This window comes from Nesterenkonia salmonea (assembly GCF_005771525.1).
GTDB lineage: Bacteria > Actinomycetota > Actinomycetes > Actinomycetales > Micrococcaceae > Nesterenkonia > Nesterenkonia salmonea.
The window spans coordinates 1-19094 of record NZ_VAVZ01000049.1 but is presented as its reverse complement, the minus strand read 5'-3'; the positions used below and the strand labels follow the sequence as shown (position 1 = coordinate 19094).

Annotated in this window: 20 protein-coding genes; 10 read left to right on the top strand and 10 right to left on the bottom strand. The window is 59.6% G+C overall.

Annotation, left to right across the window (positions count from 1 at the left end; all coding sequences use genetic code 11):
- Positions 1–66: 66 nt before the first annotated feature.
- Positions 67–621 (top strand): response regulator, encoded by a 555-nt coding sequence (locus tag FEF26_RS13835; RefSeq protein ID WP_279536497.1) that lies wholly within the window; start codon positions 67–69, stop codon positions 619–621.
- A 53-nt stretch (positions 622–674) separates the two neighbouring features.
- Here FEF26_RS13835 and FEF26_RS13830 read toward each other — a convergent pair whose 3' ends face one another.
- The 5 genes from FEF26_RS13830 to msrB all read right to left on the bottom strand — a co-directional run bounded on the left by FEF26_RS13830 (position 675) and on the right by msrB (position 6267).
- Positions 675–2741, bottom strand: a complete 2067-nt coding sequence (locus FEF26_RS13830) for a 3-hydroxyacyl-CoA dehydrogenase NAD-binding domain-containing protein (RefSeq protein WP_424991746.1) — start codon at positions 2739–2741, stop codon at positions 675–677.
- A gap of 135 nt (positions 2742–2876) precedes the next feature.
- Positions 2877–4106 carry an HRDC domain-containing protein gene (locus tag FEF26_RS13825; protein ID WP_138254127.1) on the bottom strand — a complete coding sequence of 410 codons (1230 nt, stop codon included), beginning with the start codon at positions 4104–4106 and terminating at the stop codon, positions 2877–2879.
- Positions 4106–4708 carry a DUF3000 domain-containing protein gene (locus tag FEF26_RS13820; RefSeq protein ID WP_138254126.1) on the bottom strand — a complete coding sequence of 201 codons (603 nt, stop codon included), beginning with the start codon at positions 4706–4708 and terminating at the stop codon, positions 4106–4108. Before FEF26_RS13820 ends, FEF26_RS13825 begins: the two co-directional genes overlap by 1 nt.
- A 67-nt stretch (positions 4709–4775) precedes the next feature.
- Complete coding sequence (locus FEF26_RS13815; protein ID WP_138254125.1) at positions 4776–5855, bottom strand: threonine aldolase family protein; 1080 nt, start codon at positions 5853–5855, stop codon at positions 4776–4778.
- 1 nt (position 5856) lies between these two features.
- On the bottom strand, positions 5857–6267 hold the full coding sequence (gene msrB / locus FEF26_RS13810) for a peptide-methionine (R)-S-oxide reductase MsrB (RefSeq protein ID WP_138254124.1): 411 nt from the start codon (positions 6265–6267) through the stop codon (positions 5857–5859).
- Between the two features lie 70 nt (positions 6268–6337).
- Between msrB and FEF26_RS13805 the strand changes: the two genes are divergently transcribed.
- Positions 6338–7669, top strand: a complete 1332-nt coding sequence (locus FEF26_RS13805; protein WP_138254123.1) for an alpha/beta hydrolase family protein — start codon at positions 6338–6340, stop codon at positions 7667–7669.
- Here the strand turns inward: FEF26_RS13805 and FEF26_RS15795 are convergent.
- Positions 7661–8368 carry a glycerophosphodiester phosphodiesterase family protein gene (locus tag FEF26_RS15795; RefSeq protein ID WP_166433047.1) on the bottom strand — a complete coding sequence of 236 codons (708 nt, stop codon included), beginning with the start codon at positions 8366–8368 and terminating at the stop codon, positions 7661–7663. The genes FEF26_RS13805 and FEF26_RS15795 overlap by 9 nt on opposite strands.
- Positions 8369–8388: 20 nt before the next feature.
- On the bottom strand, positions 8389–8841 hold the full coding sequence (locus FEF26_RS13795) for a SufE family protein (RefSeq protein WP_138254121.1): 453 nt from the start codon (positions 8839–8841) through the stop codon (positions 8389–8391).
- 80 nt (positions 8842–8921) lie between these two features.
- Here FEF26_RS13795 and FEF26_RS13790 point away from each other — a divergent pair, with 80 nt between their 5' ends.
- The 4 genes from FEF26_RS13790 to gndA all read left to right on the top strand — a co-directional run bounded on the left by FEF26_RS13790 (position 8922) and on the right by gndA (position 14233).
- Entirely contained in the window at positions 8922–10517 is a 1596-nt protein-coding gene (locus FEF26_RS13790) for an AMP-binding protein (RefSeq protein ID WP_138254120.1), read from the top strand.
- A 21-nt stretch (positions 10518–10538) separates the two neighbouring features.
- Positions 10539–11603: a cell division protein ZapE gene (gene zapE, locus FEF26_RS13785; protein ID WP_138254119.1), complete on the top strand. Its 1065-nt coding sequence runs from the start codon at positions 10539–10541 to the stop codon at positions 11601–11603.
- Positions 11604–11688: 85 nt separating this feature from the next.
- Positions 11689–12621, top strand: a complete 933-nt coding sequence (ppk2, locus tag FEF26_RS13780; RefSeq protein WP_138254118.1) for a polyphosphate kinase 2 — start codon at positions 11689–11691, stop codon at positions 12619–12621.
- 151 nt (positions 12622–12772) lie between these two features.
- A complete protein-coding gene (gene gndA, locus FEF26_RS13775; protein ID WP_138254117.1) occupies positions 12773–14233 on the top strand; it encodes an NADP-dependent phosphogluconate dehydrogenase in 1461 nt (486 codons plus the stop codon).
- Here the strand turns inward: gndA and FEF26_RS13770 are convergent, their stop codons facing one another.
- Together FEF26_RS13770 and FEF26_RS13765 are read right to left on the bottom strand one after the other, a co-directional pair.
- Entirely contained in the window at positions 14234–14683 is a 450-nt protein-coding gene (locus tag FEF26_RS13770) for a reverse transcriptase-like protein (RefSeq protein WP_341805154.1), read from the bottom strand.
- A gap of 52 nt (positions 14684–14735) precedes the next feature.
- Positions 14736–15581 carry a Nif3-like dinuclear metal center hexameric protein gene (locus FEF26_RS13765; protein ID WP_138254116.1) on the bottom strand — a complete coding sequence of 282 codons (846 nt, stop codon included), beginning with the start codon at positions 15579–15581 and terminating at the stop codon, positions 14736–14738.
- A gap of 70 nt (positions 15582–15651) precedes the next feature.
- Here FEF26_RS13765 and msrA point away from each other — a divergent pair, with 70 nt between their 5' ends.
- From msrA to FEF26_RS13745, 4 genes are all read left to right on the top strand, one after another.
- Entirely contained in the window at positions 15652–16191 is a 540-nt protein-coding gene (gene msrA, locus FEF26_RS13760) for a peptide-methionine (S)-S-oxide reductase MsrA (RefSeq protein WP_138254115.1), read from the top strand.
- Between the two features lie 72 nt (positions 16192–16263).
- Positions 16264–17196, top strand: a complete 933-nt coding sequence (cysK, locus tag FEF26_RS13755) for a cysteine synthase A (RefSeq protein ID WP_138254114.1) — start codon at positions 16264–16266, stop codon at positions 17194–17196.
- A 37-nt stretch (positions 17197–17233) separates the two neighbouring features.
- Positions 17234–17821 (top strand): serine O-acetyltransferase EpsC, encoded by a 588-nt coding sequence (epsC, locus tag FEF26_RS13750; RefSeq protein ID WP_138254130.1) that lies wholly within the window; start codon positions 17234–17236, stop codon positions 17819–17821.
- Between the two features lie 13 nt (positions 17822–17834).
- Positions 17835–18014 (top strand): hypothetical protein, encoded by a 180-nt coding sequence (locus FEF26_RS13745; protein ID WP_138254113.1) that lies wholly within the window; start codon positions 17835–17837, stop codon positions 18012–18014.
- A gap of 15 nt (positions 18015–18029) precedes the next feature.
- Here FEF26_RS13745 and FEF26_RS13740 read toward each other — a convergent pair whose 3' ends face one another.
- Entirely contained in the window at positions 18030–18788 is a 759-nt protein-coding gene (locus FEF26_RS13740; protein ID WP_243730601.1) for a YaaA family protein, read from the bottom strand.
- Positions 18789–19094 lie beyond the last annotated feature (306 nt).

The window sequence follows — 19094 nt, the reverse complement described above, 5'->3', positions numbered from 1 at the left end:
TAGCATGGTCCGGATGTCCAGAATTCATCCGTCGCTAGGTGTTCAGTATTCACGCGTCGTCGACAACTGAAACCGGATGTGATCCTGATGGACCTTAATCTGCCCATCAAAGATGGAATCAGCGCCACCTTTGAGATCACACGCTCCACTGATGCGAGAGTGCTGGTGCTTTCCGCGTTGGACTCTGAACAGGACGTGCTCCGCTCGTTGCGTGCCGGTGCTCACGGATTCATCACCAAGTGTTGTCAGGCCCACGTCCTGCTCCGGGCAATACGGCAGGTTCATCAGGGGGACATAATCTTTGCTCCGGAGATCGCAGTGATGCTTCAGCTTGAAGAGGTAAATTCGCCAGATGAGGTCAGGGGATTCCTGAGACGTCTCGTCACGTCACCCCGAGTCAGTGGACGTGAACTCAGCGTCCTGAAAGGAGTCAGTCGCGGGCTGACAAATCGAGAGATAGCCGAGGAACTTGTACTTCAACTGACCACTGTGAACACCTACATCACAAGACTCAATAGAAAACTGGGATCGCAGACAAGGATTGAAATGTTTATCAGCGCAGTGCGTCAGGGGCTGATTCCCTCACCGTTTCACACCGGCGCCACATTGAGGTCAAAGTGACGCCGGAATGAAGCTGCGGTTCTCATCGGCATGAGACAGCGCGCTGATGCGGCTCAGCCATGAAACGTGGAGCCGTTGACACGCTGGCTGATTCCCTGTTGATCCAGGTAGGGGGTGATCCCACCACGGTGGAACGGCCAGCCGGCCCCCAGAATCATGCACAGATCGATGTCCTTGGGGGAAGCAACCACCTCGTCCTTCAGCATGAGGCCGATCTCTTCAGCTAGAGCTTCGAGGACGATGGTCAATACCTGCTCCGATGATTTGGGTGAGTCGCCGAAGTTCATCAGTTCCAGGGTTGAGTCTTTGATGTGCTTGGCCCCCGACTCGTCGGTGCTCCACACCTCTGTCACGTCGTGCTCGATGAGGGACTGAACGTTCGGTGAGACGTAGAACCTGTCTCCGTAACTGTTGTTGAGCGATTCGGTGACATGCTGAGCCACTGGCAAGCCCACCATCGCTAGCAGCTCAAATGGTGACATAGGGAGCCCGAGGGGCTTCAGCGCTTCGTCAGCCGTTCGAGCATCAGTTCCGTGGTCGAAAGCCTTCTGGACCTCGGCCATGAGCCGCAGCAGCAGACGGTTGACGACGAAGGCGGTGGTGTCCTTGGTCAGAACTGGGGTTTTCCGCAAGGTCGCGGCAAGGTCAAAGGCTGTAGCGATCGGCTCCTCTGCAGTCTGGGAAGTCCGGGCGATCTCCACCAGCGGCATGACCTGCACGGGGTTGAAGAAATGGAAACCGATCACCCGTTCTGGGTGTTTGAGATCTGCCGCCATCTCAGTCACGGAAAGTGATGACGTATTGGTCGCCAGGATGGTTTCGGGAGAGACAATCTCCTCCAACTCTGCGAAGACCTGCTTCTTCACGCCGATTTCTTCGAAAACGGCTTCAATCACGAAGTCGGCATCTGCGTAGACCGATTTATCCGTGGAACCAGTGACGAGACCAGTGAGTGAATCCGCCTGATCCTGTGTCAGCCGACCCTTCTTCACTTGCTTGGCGTTCTGCTCTGCGATGTAGGACAGCCCTCGGTCCACACGCTCCTGATCAATATCACTGATCACTACGGGTACGCGTAACTGCTGGGCAAAAACCAGGGCCAGTTGGGAGGCCATCAGGCCCGCCCCGACGACTCCGACGCGGCGAACTGAGCGAGGTCTCACCTGCGGCACTCCCGCGGGTTTTTTTGCGCGCTTCTGAACGAGTTCCATGAATCCGTAGACGACGTTCTTGAATTCGTGACTGACGAGCAGGACGCCGAGTGCGTCAACTTCCAGCTCTCGATCCTCATCGCGGGAATTGTGGGGCACCTGACGGAAAATCTCCAGGGCACGCAGAGGCCCTGGTGCGGAGGCACCGGTTTTCGCTGCGACACTCTCTTCGGCGGTCTTGACTGCCCGAGACCACGCGTCGCCGTCGGATTCGTGAGTGCGGTGCTCGGCGAGTGCAGCTGAGGCGTCGTCGTCATCACTGAGGATCTTGGCTGCCCATTCCAGTGACTCCTGCTCGAAGGATGAATCCTCGAAGAGAGCATCCGCGATGCCGATCTCGAAGGCTTTGGTGCCGTTGAGCGTCTTGTTGTTGTTGAGCGCGTTGACGAAAATGACGTGTGCTGCAGCCTCAGGTCCGATCAACTTGGGCAGGCGGTAGATACCGCCCCATCCGGGGACCAGACCCAGGAATGCCTCAGGGAGACCAATCGCTTGAGTGGAGGCGGAGACGGTGCGGTAATCAGCCGGCAGTGCGACCTCCAAACCTCCGCCGAGGGCCGAACCATTGATGAAACCGAACGTAGGCAGTGGGAAGTCTTCGAGAAGGTTGAAGACCGTGTGGCCCAGCTCTGCCAGGGCAATGCCGTGCTGCGTTTCTGACAGTTCGCGAGCTGAGACGATATCTGCACCGGCGGCGAAGACTCCTGGCTTGCCGGTCACACCGAGCGCTGAGATCTCACCGGATTCCGCTCGTGAATACTGGGCGCTGACAGCTTCGCCGAAGGCGATAAGTGAGCCGGGCCCCAGTGTGTTGGGGCGCTTGTCCTCATGATTGTCGAGCCGGATCAGGGCCAAAGTGCCGGCGCTCCCAGGGAGCTGAATATCTTCAACATGTGACTGCGTCACCATTTCGTGCGGAAAGCTTTCGGTCAGATGACGGTAGTTTGAGAAGTCGGCGGACAACGGTGGCCTCCTGTAGTGAAGTGGGCAAGATGCGTTCCGCATCACATACTACCCACCAGTAATACTGCTGGCCATCGCGTATTAGAGGTCGGTCAGTTCTTCAGGGTCAAGCATGGCAACGGTAATGATTGCCGAGGTTTGCTCGATCTGCCATGGGCGGGCCCCATGCTGCTTCAGAGTGGCCGCCACAGTCTCTGGATCGATGACGGCCGGCGGGTTCCAGCAGATTTGCTTGAGAACCGCTGGGGCAAGCAGCGACTCCGGCATCATCTGGAGTTGTTCAGCGCGTCGTCCCAACCGTTCCCGGGCGGTGCGGAACCGCCTGAAAGCCAAAGGATTGCGGTCTTTCCAGGTGCGCGGCGGGGGAGGAGTGCCGGTCGAGCGCTGCCGTGACGGAAGGTCCTCGGTGGCCGCTCCCGCTTGGATGGCCCGCAGCCACCGCGGCGCTTCCCGCTTTGCTGCACGGCCCTGAAATCCAGGCACACCGGTGAGCTGTGGCACTGTGCGTGGCAGAGCATCCGCCGCGGCCACCAGAGCGCGGTCCGGCAGCAGGTGTGTTGGTGCGACATCACGGTTCTCAGCCAGCGATTCTCTCTCGTTCCAGAGCTCGCGGAGGACAGCCATCTTCCGTGGTGAGCCCAACTTGCTCAGTCCCGATGTCTTCCTCCAACGGTCGGCTCTGGGCACAGCAGTTGGTTCGAAAAAGCGGAGGTGTTCGAACTCTTGCTGCGCCCACTGTGTTTTGCCCTGTGCTGCTAGGAGGGTCGAAAGTTCCTCACGTAGGGACATCAGCAGTTCAACATCGAGTGCGGCGTAGCGCAGCCACTCTGCGGGCAGTGGCCGCCGAGACCAATCAGCGGCGGAGTGCTCCTTGGCAAGCCGTAATCCCAGAAGGTGCTCGACCACCGCACCGAGACCCACCCGTGGCAATCCTGCTAGCCGAGCGGCGAGCTCGGTGTCGAAGATCTGATCTGGGCGCATACCCAATTCCGCTAGGCAGGGGAGATCTTGTGTCGCAGCGTGAAGAATCCACTCTGAGTCTTTGAGCGCCTCCTGAATGGGTTCGAGTGTTTGGAATGGCTCAGGGTCGATGAGCCAGATACCGGAGTTGGCACGCTTGAGCTGCACAAGGAAAGCGCGCTGCCCGTAACGGAACCCAGAAGCGCGTTCGGCGTCCACCGCGACCGGTCCATGCCCTGCGGCCAAAGCCTCAGCGGCGCGCAAAAGCCCTCGCTCGCTGTCAATCACAGGCGGCACACCGCCGTCTGGCTCAGTGATCAGAGGAAGTTCTTCAGGCTCAGATACCACCATCAGCCTCTCCGGATATGCGGCAGGGCGACGACGCCGTCGGGCAGCGGAGGGAGTCCGGCGAAGGAGCAGACCATATCTGCCCAAGCTTCCAGATGCGGTCCGAAGTGCGCGTCTTCCGGGGTCCAGGAGGCACGCAGTTCCACATCATTGGTCGCTTCCCGACGTCCTAGGGCCCCGAATGACTCTGACAGGATCCGGGTTGCTGTGCCACCTGCGTGTGAGTGGTTGACGCCGTGTTGGGCAAGTGAATCGCTTAACCATGTCCACGCGACAGAAGCTAGCAGTGGATCATTGCCCATTTCCGGCTCCAGTTCCGCCCGGATATAAATGACGACCCGAAACGTTCCGCCCCATGACTGTTGGCCTGCTGGATCGTGCAGCAGAATGAACCGTCCAGTGGCGGGGTGGTCGGCAATTTCGGCGCCTAGAGCGACAGAGTATGGAGCCAGTTTCACCGGGGCAGGAACTTCTTCGACAACCGCATCGGCCCGCGGAGACGCTTCGCGCAACTGATCGATGGCACTGCGGAACAGGGCAGGCACTTCGTCGATGCTGGAGGCCGGCCGCGCTGGGCTTCCGGCGAGGGGGCCGAATACGCTCACCACCTAAGACTATGGAAATCCCCCGCGGTACCGGGTCAGGCACGCCGCACTACGGCGGAGCGGGAGGTCATCCGCGCTCGTGCACCAGCTCTGAGGCAGCAGCGCAGCTCATGAGGTCATCGATCTGCTCATCCGTCGTTTCCCAGGAGCACATCAGGCGCAAGACCGGGTTCCCTGACGGCGCAGTGTCCCAGGTGTGGGCCAGATAGGTGCTCTGAATCCGCGCTGCCATGTCCACAGGGACTTCAGGGAAGACTGCATTCACTGACGGTTGGGCCTGAACATGCACCCCTTCCAAGGCCTGGAGTCGCTCGCCGAGCCTGGCAGCCTGCGTATTTGCATGGTGAGCATTGCGGTGCCACAGCTCTGTGCTGAAGAGCTCGAGAAGCTGTGCGGCGATAAAACGCTGTTTGCTGGCCAATTGCATGGAGTATTTCCGGATGTATCCCATCCCTGCGACCCGGTCGGGGTTGATCACCACCACAGCCTCAGCGGCCAGGGCGCCGTTCTTCGTCCCGCCGAGCGAGACCACATCCGCGCCGGAGTGAGCCACCAGCTCTCCGATTCCTACACCGAGTGCGGCTGCGGCATTGGACAGTCGCGCACCGTCAATGTGAACGCCCATGCCGTGCCTGTGGGCCGTTGCGGCCACCGTGGCGAGTTCTTCGAGACTGTAGAGAGTTCCGACCTCGGTGGACTGGGTCACAGTGACCGCAAGTGGCTGAGCAGCATGCACGAATCCCATCGCGCCCAGTTCTGCCTCAATGTCAGCTGAAGTGAGTTTGCCTTCAGATGCGGGCCGGGGAAGGAGCTTGATGGCCCCCAAACGTTCTGGCGCGGCGCCTTCATCATTGTTCAGATGAGCTCCGATGCTGCATATAGCGGCACCCCACCTGGGCAGCATTGCCTGAAGGGCGACGACGTTGGCACCCGTGCCGTTGAAAACTGGGTAGATTTCAGCCTGAGAACCGAACTCAGACTTGGTCCACTCCAGCAGTTGCGCCGAGGTGGTGTCACCGCCGTAGGGGACGGCCGCAGACTGGTTCGCCTCACCGAGCGCGGTCAGAATGCTGGGGCTGACGCCCGCGACGTTGTCGGAGGCGAAACTCGGATCAAGGTGCGTTCCGGAAGAACGTTGTTTTCCCATCTCAGGCGGCCACCGTGCCGTCGGTATCAGCGGCAGGTTCAAACGTCATCGAGGCAGAGTTGATGCAGTAGCGCAGGTCGGTCGGAGTGTTGAAGCCTTCTCCTTCGAACACATGCCCCAAATGAGAGGCACAGGAACCGCACTGGACCTCAATACGGGTCATCCCCATGCTTGAGTCGTTCACATACGTCACGTTGGAGTCCTCTGCAGGCTTAAAGAAGCTCGGCCATCCGCAACGGGAGTCGAACTTCGTCTCAGACTCAAAGAGCTTGGCGCCACAGGCCTTGCAGAAGTATGTGCCGGGTTCTTTGTTGTCCCAGTACTCTCCGGTGTAGGGCCTTTCGGTGCCTCCTTGGCGTAGGACGTGGAACTCAAAATCGTTGAGCTTATTGCGGAATGGATCGTTCTGCATGGGACCAGTTTAGGGGTCTTCACTGAGCGCGACGTACAGTAGGTGAGAGGTCGGGGACAGTGGGAGGACTATGGAAGCTGAGCTCAGGCGAACCTGGAGACGGACCGTTGATGCGGCCGAACTGGCCCAGGTCACAGCAGATCGGAAGATGCTGCAGTTGCTGCATGGGGTGAGCCGAGAACCGGAGCCTACGCCGTGGATACGCGCCGCACTCTTAGGTGTAGGAACGGGTCTTGCTGTTGGCACCGCACTGGCTGGAATCATGTCCAGTGCTTCCGCATACTTGGCCCGCGTGGTTGTCACCCCCGTCCATGACGAGACAGAAGATCTTGAGGTTCTCGCCGTCATCGAAGACTCTGACGGGCTTCAAGTCATCCTCCCCGTGACAGCCGACACTGTGGTGGAGGGGACCTACGGGCTACACTTTGATCGCGGCAGATCTGTAGCGCAGATCGGTGAGATCACCTCACTTGAACCGAAGCATGGAACTGTCACCCGGAGAGTTTTAGGGGTCAACGGTGGTGATCTGCGCAAGACGCGGTCGGCGTTCATCAGCTCCGCGCTGTATCGCGATCCCGCAGAGGCCGGTTTCGACTACACCGATGTCACGCTGGATCTGCCAGTGGGCCCGGCTCCGGCATGGTACGTGCCGAACCACAACCCAGATGGTCCGCTGGCCGACAAAAAGGTCTGGGGCGTGATGGTACACGGCCGCACTGGAACACGGGTGGAGGGCATCAAAGCTCTCAATGCGGCCCGTGCACTTGGCTTGGAATCGCTCTTGGTGTCCTACCGCAATGACGGGGTGGCCCCTGCCGGACCAGATGGACTCTACGGTCTCGGCGTGACGGAGTGGGAAGATATCGAAGTGGCGGTCCAGTACGCCCTTGACCACGGCGCCGAGGACGTGGTCCTCTTCGGCTGGTCTATGGGGGGAGCGGTGGCGCTGCAAACAGCCGATCAGTCCCGGCTGACCCCTCGTATACGGGGAATGGTGCTCACCGGGCCAGTGATCGACTGGATTGATGTTCTGAGCCACCAGGCTCGGGCGCGCCGCGTTCCTGAACCAGTGGGTCAGCTCTCACAATGGCTCCTCTCCAACGAAGCCGGACGCAAAGTGACAGGTTTGGCGGCACCTTTGGATCTGAAGGCACTCAATTGGATTGCCCGTTCCGACCAGCTGCACACCCGAACTCTCATCCTGCACAGTGTGGATGATGAAGTCGTTCCCTATCAGCCCAGCCGGGAATTGGCTGAGCGGAACCGGCTGGTGCGTTTTGTCCCGTTCCACCAGGCACGCCATGTCAAAGAATGGAACTGCGACCCGGGGCGTTGGGAGACGGCAGTATACGAATGGGTCACTGATTTGTTCAGCGCGCCCCTGCCGGGCAACTCACCCTGAGTGGTCGAAACCCTCAAAAATCACGTTGTCTGCGAGCTCAAGAGCTTGATCCATATCGTGGCGCGTGGTGATAGTCCACAGAATCAGCGGCCATTTTCGGCGGATGAGCCATGACCTCATCCGGGTGGTGACACCAAACTCATAGCCCACGTAATGTGGTCGCGAGACCGTGGTAAGGGCCAAGTTTTGCAGGAGTAGCCGAGTGCCCCACCCAATGGAGCGCACATCGGCCAAGCTGCCAGCCAGTTGCCCTCGGACCACTTCAGGTGCGTTGCGGTGGAACCACGCGACGATAAAGGGATCGAACGACTGAACGGCCAGCGGGCCTGCATAGTCGCGGACTGCCGCACCGGTGGCAGAGGCTCGGAGATAACGCAGGTCTCCAGCCTTGATTTCGAGCAGGATCGGCACTCGCCCGTCAATGTAGTCGAGAGTTTCGGACAGTGACGGTGGATGCTGATCCGTGCCAGCGATACGAATATTTCGGAGCTGGTCCACCGTCATGTCACGCACCCGTTCATCCCGGCCAGACAGTCTCTTCAGATCAGTGTCGTGGTGGACGACCATCTTGTGATCGGCAGTCAGCTGGACGTCAAGTTCGATCGGAAGTCCTGCCTGGACGGCGGCTTCGAAGGCGGCCAGCGTATTCTCAGGCCTGCCGTCGCCGTGCAGCCCTCGGTGTGCCACAGGCCGCGTCACCAGCCATGAAGGGACCTTGCTCACTGGGCGGTGGCCATCTGCTGTCGAATGTTGTGCTTGATCCGCCTCAACATGGCTGCCATTCCCCGCAGACGCAGCGGTGTGATGGCTTTCGCCAACCCCAGCCGCTGATGAAGGTCATCTGGAACCGCGAGAATCTCTTCGCCGCTGAGCCCGGACAAGCCCTGCTGCAGGATTGATGCGAATCCACGGGTTGTGGGCGCCTCCGCGGGTGCGGCGAAAACCAACTCAACTTTGCCGGCGTCGTCATACTCAATAGCCAGAAACAGGGGAGACTGGCACTCCACTACCTGCTCCATCGACTCCGCGTAGTTATCTCCGTATTTCTGGGGCAGGTCAGGTAGTTCCCGGGAGAAGTCGAGCAGAAGCTCCAATCGTTCCCGGTCGCTCACCGAGTGAAAGTCCTCAGCGATCTCTGCGAGGGCCGAGGGAAGATTCGGATCGTCAGTCATGGGTTAAGCCTAGTCCCTGTAGGCCCACACACTGTTATAGTGATCCCACTCACATCCGTAGCTGACAAGGAGGTCGCGTGATGATCATTGAAAGTCCCCATGCTCCGGTGGAGATTCCCAAGGTCAGCATCTACGAGCTGCTCTTCGGATCGCTCTCCACTGAAGACGCTGCCCGGACAGCCCTCATTGAAGGCGAAACAGGCCGGGAAATCAGCTACGGAACTCTCAAGCGCAATGTGGACCTCTTCGCGGGTGCCTTGGCTGCGCGTGGCATAGGAGTTGGTGACACAGTGGCGCTGATGGCTCCGAATATTCCGGAGTTTGTTGTGGCGTTCCATGGGATCCTGCGCAGCGGTGCCACTGCCACCACTGTGAACTCGATGTACACCGCCGGCGATGTCACCAAGCAGATCAAGGCCTCCGGCGCGACGCTGCTGGTCACCGTAAAAGCACTAGCCGAAAGAGCGGTGAGCGGGGCCGAGGACGCAGGATTCAGCTCTGAGCACATCATAGTGATGGACGACGACGGAGAACACCCCTCTTTGGAGGCTTTGCTCAAGGAGCGGCACCCTGCGCCCGAGATCACAATAGATCCCGATGAGCACATAGCCGTTCTGCCCTTCTCCTCCGGGACAACGGGAACGCCCAAGGGAGTGATGCTCACTCACCGCAATCTCGTGGCCAACACATGCCAGATTCAGAACCTGATACCTGTCCGCCCCGGCTCCCCAATCCAGGCGGTCCTGCCGATGTTTCACATCTATGGGCTGACAGTGCTGATGCACTTCGGGCTGTTCAAGCGTGCGCAAGTGGTGACAATGGCTTCCTTTGACCTCGAGCAGTTCCTACGGATCATTCAGGACCACGCTATTGAGGTCTCATTCATTGCCCCGCCGATCGCAGTGGCTCTGGCCAAGCATCCACTGGTCGACACGTACGACACTCATTCGCTGACGTCTATCCTGTGCGGTGCCGCTCCTCTGGACGATGCGACCGCCCGCTTAGTGTCCGACCGGCTGGGCTGCGAGGTCGGTCAGGGGTACGGCATGACTGAGCTTTCGCCAGTGAGCCATCTGGCACCTTTCGGCGACGGCACCTACCCCGGTGGCTCGATTGGACCAGCCATTCCGAATGTTGAATCCCGCTTGGTTGACCCCGCAACGGGCGAAGACATCGAGGTTCCCGCTCAAGGCGAGTCGGCAGCCGGTGAGATCTGGGTGCGCGGACCGATGGTCATGAAGGGCTATCTCAACAACACAGAAGCCACCGACGCCACCATTGTGGAGGAGGATTGGCTGCGCACAGGTGATATCGCGACGTATCACTCCGACGGGTGGTTCACCGTCGTCGATCGCCTCAAGGAACTCATCAAGTACAAGGGGTATCAAGTGCCCCCGGCTGAACTGGAAGCGTTGCTGTTGGAGCACGAGAACATCGCCGATGCAGCTGTGGTTGGTGTCCCCACCGCCGACGGAGAGGAAATCCCCAAGGCGTTCGTTGTCCTGCGCACCGATGCAGATGGCGCACAGGCAGAGCTCAGCGCTCAGGAGGTCATGGACTACGTGGCTTCACGAGTAGCTCCCTATAAGAAAGTACGCGAGGTGGAATTCATCAGAGAGGTCCCCAAATCACGTACCGGGAAAATCCTCCGACGAGAGCTCAAGAGTACTCCCTGACGTCGGCGTAAAGTGGTGGGCATGTCTTCTGCTGTCGAGCCGCTGTCCGAACGTAAGCCCCAAGTAACTGTCGATGATCTTCTGGCGGGCCTGCGCCCGTCGTTCAGATTCTCCAATGTCTCGTTCGACAGTTACATTCCAGACCCGGAGCATCCCTCTCAGGAGAAGGCAGTCAATGCGCTGCGTGAGTTCTCCGGCACAGTGGGGAAGCAGGCGTCGTCATTCTTCGGCAAGCTCTTTGGGGGCAAGTCTAAGCCGCAAGGCCCCGCGGGGATATACCTCGATGGAGGTTTCGGCGTCGGGAAGACTCACCTTCTGGCATCGCTCTATCACTCCGCCGAGGCACAGGGAGTGCCAGAAGATGAACGCGCATTCGGCACCTTCGTGGAGTACACCAACTTGGTGGGAGCGCTCAGCTTCCGCAAAACAGTCGAAGTGCTCAGCGACTACCAGCTGGTCTGCATTGATGAATTTGAGCTCGACGACGCCGGTGACACCACACTGATGTCGCGGCTGCTCCGTGAGCTCGCTGACGCCGGGGTGAAGCTTGCTGCTACTTCCAACACGCTTCCCGGATCGCTGGGAGAGGGCAGGTTTGCTGCCGATGACTTCAAACGCGAAATACAGGTTTTGGCTGATCAGTTCCGGGTGATCCGGGTCGACGGTGAAGACTACCGACACCGGGGCCTGCCCGAGGCTCCGTCGCCGCTGAACACTGACGAGTTGGAAGACTTCGCAGCCGAAAAGTACCCAGAGCAGGCTCGCGCGGTTGACGACTTTGATGCCCTTTGTGACCACTTGAGCAAGGTCCACCCCAGCCGCTACCGCCAGCTGGTCACTGGGGTAGATGTGCTGGTCCTCAAAGACGTGACAACTGTCGAGAGCCAATCCTTGGGACTTCGGTTCGTGGTTCTCGCCGACAGGCTCTATGACCAGGATGTGAAACTCATTGCCTCCGGCGTTCCCTTTGATCAGATGTTCACCGAGGAGATGCTCTCCAGTGGTTATATGAAGAAGTACTACCGGACAGTGTCCCGACTGACAGCACTTGCGCGTGCCGGCCAGATGGGCGAGCAAGCCCTATAAGCTGATAGGTCATCGTTCATATGGCGTTCACAGACAGGTGCTTCCATGACGGGAACGTCATAGTCGGCAGAGAGGGCAGGCAGAAATGGTCAAACAGGAGTGGTGGGAGGGCCTTGAGGCCAATAAGCCTCGGCAAAACCTTCGTGAGTTCATCGACCAGCTGCGAGCCGGAGGCTACACCGTCCAAGACGGTCACACACCCGACCCGGATCTGATCGACCCCCAGGGAAATGCGGTTGAGACCTGGCAGGAGAACTACCCCTACGACCAGCGGATGAGCCGTGAACTCTATGAGATCGAAAAGTACCACCTCCAGGTGGAGCTCCTGAAGTTCCAATACTGGGCGGAGGACTTTGGCCTCAAGCACGTGATCGTCTTCGAAGGACGTGATGCGGCTGGAAAGGGCGGAACCATCAAGCGTTTCACCGAGCACCTCAACCCACGAACCGCCCGCGTGGTGGCCCTGTCGAAACCGTCTGACCGTGAACAAGGTCAGTGGTACTTCCAGCGATACGCCTATTACCTCCCCACCGCCGGTGAGATGGTGCTGTTCGACCGATCCTGGTACAACCGGGCCGGAGTGGAACGAGTGATGGGCTTCTGCTCCGATGAGGACTACGAGATGTTCATGAAGCAGGCCCCTCGGTTCGAGCAGATGCTCGTCGATGCGGGCATCCACCTGACCAAGTTCTGGTTCTCTGTGACGCAGAAGGAGCAGCGGACTCGATTCGCGATCCGGCAGATTGACCCCGTGAGGCAGTGGAAACTGTCACCAATGGATCTGGAGTCCCTAGACCGTTGGGAGGCCTACACCGACGCGAAAGAGGAAATGTTCCGGCGCACTGACACCGACCACGCGCCCTGGATGACGATCAAATCCAACGACAAAAAGCGGGCTCGGCTCAACGCTATGCGCCACTTCCTGTCACAGTTCGAATACGAGGGCAAAGACCACGCAGTGGTGGGCGAACCGGACCCGCTCATCGTTCAGCGCGGACGCAACGCCGTGGGCGACTAAGCGCCAGACCTTAGCGAGGTGGCCCAGGAGATTCCGGCCCAATGCCGCCGGCAAGCGCGTGCCGGGCTTCCGCCGCTGGGAGCCTCACACGATAGGATCAGTGAGGCAATACACACTTGAAACCGACTGACCGCTGAGGGAGACGCATTCAATGGGCGCTGATATTGGAGTAACCGGCCTTGCCGTGATGGGCGCAAATCTGGCTCGAAATCTGGCGAGGAACGGGTACACCGTTGCCCTGCACAACCGGACGGTCGGGCGGACTGACGCGCTGATCAATTCCTACTCATCCGAGGGCGAGTTTGTCCGCACCGAGTCCCTGTCTGAGTTGGTCGAATCGCTGGAACGACCACGCCGAGTACTCATCATGGTCAAAGCCGGCGGACCGGTGGATGCCGTCATTGATGAGTTGAAACCGCTGCTGGACGAAGGTGACATCGTCATCGATGCGGGCAACTCCTATTACGAAGAAACCCGGCGCCGCGAGGCAGCCCTGCGTGAGCACGGCCTGCACTTTGTGGGTGTGGGAGTCTCCGGCGGGGAAGAGGGCGCCCTGAACGGGCCCTCGATCATGCCCGGCGGTTCCAAAGAGTCCTATCAGACTCTGGGCCCAATGCTGGAAAAGATTGCCGCTAAATACCACGGGGAGCCCTGCTGCGCGTGGGTCGGAACAGACGGCGCAGGACACTTCGTGAAAATGGTCCACAACGGTATTGAGTACGCCGACATGCAGGTCATTGGTGAGTCATATGACCTGATGCGTTCTTTGACTGGCCTGGAGCCCAGCCAGCAAGCGAAGGTGTTCCGTGAGTGGAACACCACCGACCTGGCGTCCTACCTGATCGAAATCACATCAGAGGTCCTCGAGCAGGAAGATGAGCTCACGGGCCGACCACTGGTCGATGTCATCGTTGATGCTGCGGGGCAGAAAGGCACCGGTCGATGGACGGCGATCTCCGGGATGGATGTTGGCTCCCCAGTCACCACCATCGCAGAATCGGTCTTTGCCCGGTCGATTTCTTCCCAGCAGGAACTGCGGAAAATCACCAATCAGGTTTTCCCTGCAGGTATCAACGAGGCAGTCAGCGCAGAGGAACTCTACGGATCTGGTGACTCACGCCAGGACTTCGTGGAAGACATCCGCAAGGCCCTCTACGCCTCCAAACTGGTCTCTTACGCTCAGGGCTTCGACATGCTCACTGCAGCCGGGGCCGAATACGGGTGGGAACTCGATATGCGGGCGATCGCCAGCCTCTGGCGTGCAGGGTGCATCATCCGGGCGGATCTGCTCGACACGATTATGAAGGCCTACGAGGCTCCAGCAGGGGAGCGCCCCGCGAACCTACTTTTGGCACCCGAGTTCACCGAAGCGATCAGCGAATGCTTGCCTGCATGGCGCCGAGTAGTGGCGGCAGCAGCCACGTACGGCGTGCCAGCGCCCGTGTTCAGCTCCTCGCTCGCCTACTACGATTCGCTCCGACGGGACCGATTGCCGGCGGCGCTGACTCAAGGATTGCGTGACTACTTCGGCGCCCACACCTATCAGCGGGTGGACAAGCCCGGTACGTTCCACACCCGGTGGTCCGGGGACCGGACAGAAACGGAAGCGTAACTAGTTCACCTGAATGGCGCTGGCTGCCGGGTTCCAAAGTGTCCCGGCAGCCGAGGCGTCCATTGCCTCGTTGCTGAGCCGGTCGGCGTCGCCATTTTTTGCTCGAGGGATCCACGTGTAGGTGACTTGCATGGGGGAGAGGATCTGGCTGGCCTGGTGAGCCAGGCGTTTCATATCGTCATGCTTGATCTTCCAACGGCCGCTCATCTGCTCCACCACCAGCTTCGAGTCCATGCGCACCTCCACCTGCGCGTCGGGGTCAATGTCCCGAACCAGCTCCAGGCCCGCGATGAGGCCCGAATACTCTGCGACATTGTTGCTGGCTTTTCCCAAAGGCAGGGCCTTGGCCGCCAGCACCTTTCCTTTTTTGTCTCGGACAAGAGCGCCTGCGCCAGCGATACCGGGGTTTCCTCGGCTACCGCCGTCAGCTTCAATAATTAGGTCAGTCACAGACGAGAACTCTACCGTCGCAGGGAGCGTAATGAGTGGACATTAGGCGGTATCAGTGCCCCGGAGTGATGACGAAGTCCCATGGATCCGTGTTGATGCCGGATACGGCGATCTCCACCTCGAAGTCTCGATCGGCCAGCGCTCGATCCAATGTCTGCGCTGCTGCAGGAAGCCACAGCCACTCGCTGGCGAAGTGTGAGACATCAATGAGGTAGGGCCTTTGGCCTCTCGCGGCCTCTCTGGCCTCAGATGCGGGATGGTGCCGCAGATCTGCAGTGATGTAAACATCGGCTTCTGCTTCGCGGACCGCGGTGAGCAGTGAGTCGCCCGCGCCGCCACACAGCGCAACCCTCTGAATGAAGGCGTTCCGGTCACCTGCTACGCGCACGCCTCCCGCGACCGCCGGGAGGATGCCAAAGACGGCGGCCGCGAATTCTCCTAGTGTCCTGCCTTGCGGTAGCGTCCCGATTCGACCCAGGCCTTCCTCAGGAAGGCCGTCCGGCGCCGGAGAGAGCGGACGGGTGTCCTCCAGACCGAGAATCTCGCAGAGAACGTCATTGACGCCTCCCACTGCGGAATCGCCGTTGGTGTGACTGGTCAACAGGGCGCACCCTGATTCGATAAGTCGGTGAACGACCTCACCTTTGAAGGTGCCAGCCTCGACACTTGTGACCCCCCGCAGCAGCAAAGGGTGGTGCGTGATGAGAAGATCGGCATCTGCGGTGCAAGCCTCGTTCACCACATCCGATACAGGGTCCACAGCAAAATGGATCTTGCGAACGGCAGAGTCACGGCGGCCGGCAACCAACCCCACCGCATCCCAGTCCTCCGCAAGGTCAGTGGGCCATAGGTCCTCGACGACGTCGAGCACCTGCTGCAATGAGGGAGTTTGTGCCATGCATCATTTCTACCCTGTCCGAACCGTGAGCTCCAGGAATGAACCGCAACGCCCTTCAGTTGGCAACGGTATGACTGAACGGACTGTAGTTCTCGCAGCAGGATGCTTTTGGTGCCTCGACTCGATTGCTCGCAGACTCATAGGAGTCAGCCATGTGCGCTCCGTCTACACCGGCGGGAGCGGCCCAGCCCACTACCGTGCCGTGTGCTCAGGCACCACCGGTCACGCTGAGGGCGTTGAGATCACCTTTGACCCGGAGCAGCTCCCAGCAGAGGTGCTGTACGAGATCTTCTTCTCCACGCATGACCCCACCACGCTGAACCGACAGGGGTACGACGTCGGTACCCAGTATCGCTCCGCGATGTTCTACCAGTCGCAGGCCGAGAAGACCGAGTTCCAACGAGCGATCGACGCTGCCCAGCAGCATTTCACCGGCCAGATTGTCACCACTTTGGAACCTCTGGGACCGGTGTATGAGGCCGAGCCGGAGCATCAGGACTTCCACTCGCGGCAACCCGGTGTCGGCTACTGTCAGTTCATCATTGACCCTAAGATTGCCAAGTTGCGAGCTGGGTGGAGCCAATGGCTTCGTGAAGAAGTCGCCGCATAGCCGTAAGCCTATCTCGCGCGGATAGTCTGGTATCCCAAGACGAAACGTCATGCCACCGAAAGGACAACACCTATGCCTATGCTCAACAACATCAGCGAAGCTATCGGGAACACTCCGCTTGTCAGGCTGAACAAGCTCGACTCAGACCTGCCCGGCAATGTCGCGGTGAAGCTGGAGTTCTACTCCCCGGCATCATCTGTCAAAGACCGCATCGGCGCCGCCATCATCGACGCCGCGGAGGCCGCTGGTGTGCTGAAGCCGGGCGGAACAATTGTGGAAGGCACTTCTGGAAATACCGGGATCGCTTTGGCCATGGTTGGCGCTGCACGTGGATACCGGGTGGTGCTGACCATGCCTGAGACGATGTCCACCGAACGTCGCGTGATGCTGCGTGCCTACGGTGCCGAAATCGTGCTGACCTCAGGTTCAGAAGGGATGCGCGGTGCTGTGGAGAAGGCCAAGCAGATTGTCGAAGAGACGGAGAACTCCATCTGGGCCCGGCAGTTTGCCAATGAAGCGAACCCCACGGTGCACTACAACACCACTGGCGAGGAAATCTGGCGTGACACCGATGGTGAGGTCGACGCGCTGGTGTTCGGCATCGGCACCGGCGGAACTATCACTGGCGCAGGACGGCGCCTGCGGGAATACAATCCAGACATTCACATCGTCGCTGTGGAGCCGGAGGATTCCCCCATTCTCTCCGGTGGGTCACCAGGGCCTCACAAGATTCAGGGCATCGGCCCGAATTTTGTCCCCGACATTCTCGACCGGAGCATCTACAACGAGGTCATCACCGCCAATCTCGAGGAGTCCTTGGAGACAGCCCGCAGACTTGGCCGGGAAGAGGGCATCCTCGGCGGGATTTCCACCGGTGCCAACGTCGCCTCTGCCCTGAAGCTCGCAGCACGTGAAGAGATGCGGGATAAGCTCATTGTGACTGTCGCCTGTGACTTCGGAGAGCGTTACATCTCCACCATGCTCTTTGAAGACATTCGCGGCTAGGGACACCTGCCGCATGGCACGTCGGAAGGAAGTACCGTTGGGATTCATCTCACGTCTGCGCGAGGACATCACCACTGCCCGCGAGCATGACCCTGCTGCCCGATCCAATGCGGAGATTGTATTGGCCTACTCAGGCCTCCACGCCATCTGGGCACACCGGGTGGCGCACAAGATGTGGTCAGTTCCGCCGCTGAAGACCCCGGCCCGCGTCTTGTCGCAGATCGCCCGGGGCCTGACCGGGATAGAAATTCACCCCGGTTCTACCATCGGACGTCGATTCTTCATCGACCACGGTATGGGCGTTGTGATCGGGGAGACTGCGGAGATCGGTAATGACTGCATGCTGTATCAGGGTGTGACACTCGGCGGTACTTCACTTGAGCAAACCAAACGTCACCCCACCCTCGGCGATGGTGTCACCGTGGGCGCAGGAGCGAAGGTACTGGGGCCGGTGGAGATTGGAGAGAACTCGGCCGTCGGTGCGAACGCTGTGGTGGTGAAGTCCGCCCCAGCGGAATCAGTGCTCATCGGGGTTCCAGCAAAGGATAGAAAACGCCGGAAGGAAGAGCACAAACCGTTGGTGGACCCCGCCGCGTATGCTCTGGACCCTGCTTTGTTTATCTGAGAGCCTGAAACGTATGGGAAGTGCATGGATTGGGATTTTGACGTACCTGTTGTTCGTGGGCGGGGGCATCCTGATCGCAGCGGCCGTCCTCTACGTAGTCGTCCGAGGAGCTGTACTCTCGGCACTTCGGGCCCACGACATTGAGCGGGCCCACGGCACTGAGCGCAGAGATGCTCGCGAAACTCCCGTGTGACTGGGGTGCAGGCTGCTAGCTCTCGCTGATCAGATCTAGCTGATGCGGCCTGCTTTTCTCTGCCTTTCGAGTTTCCACCTTCCAACGCTGTGAGGCGATGTGGGCGACGTCGTCGATGCTCTCCGGTGCGGAGTCGGCCCTCAGGAGCATCCCGGTGAGTTCACCGCGTGCTGCCTTGGCGAAGTGTGTGACGACCTTTCGGTGGCCATCCATCTCCATGAAACTGTTGACGGCCAGAGTTTGCTTATGCGGCGGACGGAAAGCCTTCACATAAGAAGCAGAACGGCAATCAACGACCAGCCGATCCTGGACCTTTTCAGCGAGAGGCTCAGCAAGTCGCTGTTTCCAGAAGGTGCCCAGGTTGCCGAGTTCCGGGAGCTTCACGTCCATAGAGCAGCGATAGGTAGAGATTCGGTCAGTAAAACCAGTCACACCGAACAACCCTGAAAAGATCAGCACGGTGGTGGCCGCGCGCTGAAGCTGCTGCGCGTTCAGCTGCTCGACTTTGAGTGCGTCGAAGAGCACACCTGTATAGATCTCGTAGGACGGCGCGGTCGGTGCACGATACAGCTTCCTGTTGGCAACCACCTCGTCGATGACGCTTGCACCCACCTTCAGAACGTGTTGCGCGTCCTCGCGGCTACTGGCGCAGATGAGGGCATCCATGACTTGCGCTCGATGCTGAGCCAACTCGGGCAGTACAAGGGATTCGAGGTCGACTGCCGGAGTGTGGGAGTCGCTGGGAGGCGTTTTGCCCTCACTGGGCGGAAGCATGATGAGCACCGGGACAGGGTAGCAACAGCTTGCTGTGGGCAGGAACAACGTGCCGAAGTTTCCTGTTGCCCTGAGTGTCAGCTCACCTGCTGGAGCGGCATTTTCGAAGAAGCTACCATCAATTGGTTAAGAGGAGCTCAGCATCATGAGTGATATTCGCCGACTGCTGACGAACAAATTGGGCCTTGGGACTGCACCACTGGGAAACATGTTCCGCGACATCCCAGAAGATGAGGCCCTAAGAGATTGCGCGGTTTGGGGCTTATCGCCATTGGTATTGCTTGACAGGCCGTGAATCCCACCGGA

Coding starts and splice junctions, on each gene's coding strand:
- gndA (WP_138254117.1), top strand. CDS start 12,773: ATGGGCGCTGATATTGGAGTAACCGGCCTTGCCGTGATGGGCGCAAAT.
- msrB (WP_138254124.1), bottom strand. CDS start 6,267: ATGCAGAACGATCCATTCCGCAATAAGCTCAACGATTTTGAGTTCCAC.
- FEF26_RS13825 (WP_138254127.1), bottom strand. CDS start 4,106: ATGGTGGTATCTGAGCCTGAAGAACTTCCTCTGATCACTGAGCCAGAC.
- msrA (WP_138254115.1), top strand. CDS start 15,652: ATGACTGAACGGACTGTAGTTCTCGCAGCAGGATGCTTTTGGTGCCTC.
- ppk2 (WP_138254118.1), top strand. CDS start 11,689: ATGGTCAAACAGGAGTGGTGGGAGGGCCTTGAGGCCAATAAGCCTCGG.
- FEF26_RS13805 (WP_138254123.1), top strand. CDS start 6,338: ATGGAAGCTGAGCTCAGGCGAACCTGGAGACGGACCGTTGATGCGGCC.
- cysK (WP_138254114.1), top strand. CDS start 16,264: ATGCCTATGCTCAACAACATCAGCGAAGCTATCGGGAACACTCCGCTT.
- zapE (WP_138254119.1), top strand. CDS start 10,539: ATGTCTTCTGCTGTCGAGCCGCTGTCCGAACGTAAGCCCCAAGTAACT.
- FEF26_RS13815 (WP_138254125.1), bottom strand. CDS start 5,855: ATGGGAAAACAACGTTCTTCCGGAACGCACCTTGATCCGAGTTTCGCC.
- FEF26_RS13830 (WP_424991746.1), bottom strand. CDS start 2,741: ATGGTGACGCAGTCACATGTTGAAGATATTCAGCTCCCTGGGAGCGCC.
- FEF26_RS13795 (WP_138254121.1), bottom strand. CDS start 8,841: ATGACTGACGATCCGAATCTTCCCTCGGCCCTCGCAGAGATCGCTGAG.
- FEF26_RS13765 (WP_138254116.1), bottom strand. CDS start 15,581: ATGGCACAAACTCCCTCATTGCAGCAGGTGCTCGACGTCGTCGAGGAC.
- FEF26_RS13740 (WP_243730601.1), bottom strand. CDS start 18,788: ATGCTTCCGCCCAGTGAGGGCAAAACGCCTCCCAGCGACTCCCACACT.
- FEF26_RS13745 (WP_138254113.1), top strand. CDS start 17,835: ATGGGAAGTGCATGGATTGGGATTTTGACGTACCTGTTGTTCGTGGGC.
- FEF26_RS13790 (WP_138254120.1), top strand. CDS start 8,922: ATGATCATTGAAAGTCCCCATGCTCCGGTGGAGATTCCCAAGGTCAGC.